Source organism: Aerococcus sp. UBA6277, assembly GCF_002440555.1.
Taxonomy (GTDB): domain Bacteria; phylum Bacillota; class Bacilli; order Lactobacillales; family Aerococcaceae; genus Aerococcus.
Map to the genome: position 1 here is coordinate 1 of NZ_DJUR01000037.1, position 4,310 is coordinate 4,310.

The 4,310-nt window shown below is 41.3% G+C and carries 5 protein-coding genes; 3 read left to right on the plus strand and 2 right to left on the minus strand.

What is annotated here, in order from left to right; genetic code table 11:
• The first annotated feature begins 217 nt into the window (after nucleotides 1–217).
• The 3 genes from B2V22_RS06665 to cspD all read left to right on the plus strand — a co-directional run bounded on the left by B2V22_RS06665 (nucleotide 218) and on the right by cspD (nucleotide 3,158).
• Nucleotides 218–1,894 carry a formate--tetrahydrofolate ligase gene (locus B2V22_RS06665; RefSeq protein WP_290491310.1) on the plus strand — a complete coding sequence of 559 codons (1,677 nt, stop codon included), beginning with the start codon at nucleotides 218–220 and terminating at the stop codon, nucleotides 1,892–1,894.
• A gap of 171 nt (nucleotides 1,895–2,065) precedes the next feature.
• Complete coding sequence (gene radC, locus B2V22_RS06670) at nucleotides 2,066–2,770, plus strand: RadC family protein (protein WP_290491312.1); 705 nt, start codon at nucleotides 2,066–2,068, stop codon at nucleotides 2,768–2,770.
• A gap of 187 nt (nucleotides 2,771–2,957) precedes the next feature.
• The gene (gene cspD / locus B2V22_RS06675; RefSeq protein ID WP_290491314.1) at nucleotides 2,958–3,158 is read left to right on the plus strand and encodes a cold-shock protein CspD; all 201 of its coding nucleotides are present in this window, start codon (nucleotides 2,958–2,960) and stop codon (nucleotides 3,156–3,158) included.
• Nucleotides 3,159–3,258: 100 nt separating this feature from the next.
• Here cspD and B2V22_RS08515 read toward each other — a convergent pair whose 3' ends face one another.
• Both B2V22_RS08515 and B2V22_RS06680 read right to left on the minus strand, forming a co-directional pair.
• On the minus strand, nucleotides 3,259–3,504 hold the full coding sequence (locus B2V22_RS08515) for a tyrosine-type recombinase/integrase (protein ID WP_414632276.1): 246 nt from the start codon (nucleotides 3,502–3,504) through the stop codon (nucleotides 3,259–3,261).
• Nucleotides 3,483–4,166, minus strand: a complete 684-nt coding sequence (locus B2V22_RS06680) for an IS6-like element IS1216 family transposase (protein ID WP_290491316.1) — start codon at nucleotides 4,164–4,166, stop codon at nucleotides 3,483–3,485. The genes B2V22_RS08515 and B2V22_RS06680 overlap by 22 nt, the downstream gene beginning before the upstream one ends.
• Nucleotides 4,167–4,310: the final 144 nt, after the last annotated feature.

The following is a 4,310-nucleotide window of genomic DNA, read 5'->3' on the forward strand; positions in this document are numbered from 1 at the left end:
CAGTTTTCGGGTAGAGATTCAACTCTCGTGGGCCAGTCTTTTTTTAGTGCGAAAGTGCTTTTGGGCAAAAGAGGTAAACGTCAGCTTTCTGACACCTCTATCTATGGCGGTTTAGCTAGCAAAGACAAGAATCGTCCTTTTTCAAGAAAGTATTAGATGGCCTTAGAAGTATGCTAGAATAAACTGAGAAAATGATGTCATAGAAAGAGGTTTTGTCATGTTAACAGATATTCAAATTGCCCAACAAAATGCGTTGGCACCGATAAGTGAAATTGCTGAAAAAATTGGTTTTAATGTGGACGATATCGATTTATATGGAAAATATAAGGCCAAGGTACCTGCAAAAACCTTGGGAAAAATTGAATCGAATGAAAACGGCAAGTTGATTTTGGTGACAGCCATTAACCCGACGCCTGCAGGTGAAGGGAAATCGACAACAACAGTTGGTTTAGGGGACGCATTGAGTCAGCGCGGCAAGTCAACTATGATCGCCTTACGTGAGCCTTCGTTAGGGCCAACTATGGGGGTTAAGGGTGGTGCTGCAGGTGGTGGTTACGCGCAAATCCAACCGATGGAAGATATTAACCTCCATTTCACAGGCGACATGCATGCCATTACAACGGCCAATAACACCTTATCTGCTTTAATCGACAACCACATCCACCAAGGGAATGAGTTGGATATCGACGTCCGTCGGGTGACTTGGAAGCGGGCGGTTGACTTGAATGACCGGGCTTTACGTGAGGTTACAGTGGCCTTAGGTGGCATTGGGAACGGCTTCCCGCGGCAAGACGGATTTGATATTACCGTGGCATCAGAAATTATGGCGATTTTATGTTTAGCGACAGACCTTGAAGACATGCGTGCGCGGTTTGCCCGGATTGTCATTGGGGAAAACCGTGACCGTCAGCCAATTACTGTAGCTGATTTAGGGGCTGAAGGGGCTTTAACCTTGGTCATGAAGGACGCAATTGCACCGAATTTAGTCCAGACTTTAGAGCATACGCCAGCATTTGTGCATGGGGGGCCTTTTGCTAATATTGCCCATGGTTGTAACTCAGTTGTGGCGACACATGCAGCCTTGAAATTGGCGGATTATGTGGTAACTGAAGCGGGGTTTGGGGCTGATTTAGGGGCCGAAAAATTCATGGACATTAAAGTGCCCGTACTTGGAAAAGCGCCGGATGCAGTCGTTGTTGTGGCGACCATACGTTCATTGAAGATGCACGGTGGCGTTGCGGTGAAAGACTTGAATGCAGGGGAAAACGTTGAAGCGGTGGCGGCTGGCTTTGCCAATCTGCAAAAACATATTGAAACCATGCAGAATTTCCAAGTGCCAGTGGTTGTTTGTGTGAATGAATTCGTGACGGATACCGAAGCGGAAGAACAGGTTGTCTTAGACAAGTGTGCTGAACTTGGGGTCGTTTGTGTGAAATCATCTGTATGGGCTGATGGTGGCCAGGGTGGTTTGGACTTGGCAGACGCTGTCGTAGCTGCAATTGACGGTAATGACCAGGAATTTAAAGCGACTTATGCTTATGAAGCAACGAATTTAGAAGAGAAAGCCCGTGCCATTGTGCAGAAAGTTTATGGCGGACGTGATGTAATCTTTTCTAAGAAAGCGCAAAATCAAATGCGTCGTTTCGAGAAAAATGGCTGGGGTAATTTACCAATTTGTATGGCGAAAACCCAATATTCACTGTCTGATGATCCAAAGGCCTTGGGTCGACCAGAAGACTTTGATGTGACAGTGCGTGAATTGGTGCCAAAAATTGGGGCAGGCTTTATTGTGGCCTTGACGGGTGACGTGTTAACCATGCCAGGCTTGCCAAAAAATCCAGCAGCCTTGGATATGGATATTAAAAAAGATGGGGAAATCACTGGCTTGTTCTAGGATTTTCTGTGACATCAGCTAAAAATACAAGTGAATTGTTATAAGAGCGTGTAGCGAAAGTTGCATGTTTTTCTTTTTGCCAAAATAAGCGAAACCTGATTTCGATTCATTATTAGTTTGGTCAAGTTAGCACTTTTTCCACGTATAAATATGGTAGAGGGGTGTGAAGGAATGACTGAAAATCAAGTGTTATTAAAGACAACCATACATGAGCTGCCAGAGGAGATTAGGCCGAGGGAACGGTTGATGACCCACGGGGCGGAATCGTTGACTATGTATGAGTTACTAGCTATTGTGTTAAGGACAGGCAACCGGAGTTTGAACGCCATTCAATTGGCTATGAAAATTATCCAGCATTTCGGGACGAGGTATGATTTGCGTACGGCTTCTTACCATGATTTAATTCAGTTACCTGGTGTTGGGCCAGCTAAGGCGGTTGAAATACAAGCTGCTATAGAGTTTGGTCGGCGCTTATACCAATCTAACCAGGAAAAATTGGGCGTGATTATGTCGACAAAAGATGCGGGGAATTATTGTATTGAGAAATTAAAAGACCTGCAGCAGGAAAATGTGATGGCCTTATATCTAAATACAAAAAATCAAATCGTTAAAGAGAAGACCATATTCGTTGGAAGTTTAAATGCAAGTGTCGCGCATCCAAGGGAAATCTTTAAAGAAGGGGTTCGGGCGTCTGCTGCGCGAATTATTGTCGCCCATAACCATCCATCCGGTAATCCATCGCCTTCTCAGGCGGATATCGATTTTACTAGACGATTGGCTGAAGTGGGGGATTTGATTGGCATAGAAGTATTGGATCACATCATTGTGGGTGGCGATGCTTTCTTAAGTTTACAGGAATATGGTATTTTTGAATAATAAAAATAACTTCACTTATTATTAATCATTGCTAAAAATATTTGTCCATGTTACAATAAAATTAGAATTTTTGGATAGGTAAAAAGTTATACATTTTTAAAAGTGCTAGCCACTTAAAAGTTTTACTCGAGCCGTGCAAGAATTACTAAAGAAATATGTGCATGAGCACGAGGAGGATTCTATTATTATGGAACAAGGTAAAGTTAAATGGTTTAACGCAGAAAAAGGTTTTGGATTTATCGAACGCGACGGCGCTGACGATGTATTTGTTCACTTCACAGCTATTCAAGGTGAAGGATTCAAATCTTTAGAAGAAGGTCAAGAAGTTTCTTTCGAAATCGAAGACGGAAACCGTGGACCACAAGCAGCTAACGTTGTTAAAGCGTAATCAACTAAGATTGATATGACGGGGTTTTGATACCTCGTCTTTTTTTGTATCTAAAATTCGATGCCAAAAAGGGAGCGCTAGGGAGCATAAAGGGAGCAAATTATATCTGAAAGCTATGTAATTTTTCTCCAATGTCTTGTTCAATCTTGTCGGTAACGTGTAAATAAATATTATCAATCATTTTAGTATTAGCATGCCCAACTTGTTTAGCTATTGTATCTTTATCTATTCCTTGTTCAACTGCCAGACTGACATACGTATGTCTAAAGGGTTCTGTTGCAAAGTTTTTAAATAAAGAATAAAATCCCTTACGGTATCTATGATTTAAGCTGGGATTCCCAATAATACCTTGATTTCAGTACAGACCGAAAACCCGAAGAGAGTGCCTTCTTTTCGGGTTTTCTTATATAATCCTCGAATGGCTTCCATGCCTTTAATCGTGGTAGAGGCAGTGCGTAAACTTCGATAGAATTTATTGCGTCTCTTTACTGGACGATGGTCTTGTTCAATCAAATTATTCAGGTATTTAATGGTACGATGTTCTGTACCTTGATAAAAGCCGCCGTATTCTTTTAGTTTATTAAAGGCACTTGTAATAGAGGGGGCTTTATCTGTGACTACAACCTTCGGTTCATCAAACTGCTTCACTAACCGCTTAAGAAAAGCATAGGCTGCTTGTGTGTCCCGTTTTTTACGTAACCAAATATCCAAGGTTAAACCATCTGCATCGATGGCTCGATACAAATAATGCCATTTTCCTTTAATTTTGATGTACGTTTCATCCATTTTCCATGAATAAAAGGATTTTTTATTTTTCTTTTTCCAAATTTGATAGAGTAGTTTGCCATATTCTTGCACCCAACGATAAATCGTCGTATGAGAAACGTTAATGCCACGATCATATAAGATTTCTTGAACTTCACGATAGCTAAGGTTATAACGAAGATAGTAGCCCACGGCTACAATAATCACATCCTGCTGAAATTGCTTTCCTTTAAAATGATTCATCGTCATTCCTCCTGCTATCTTTTTCTATTATTCTACCTTATTTGAATAGTAGATTTAAAACTTTGCAACAGAACCATTTAGATAAGGTAAATGATGAAAAATAAAGGAGGAGCTATGGACAATGAAACCCTACCGTTAAACTGA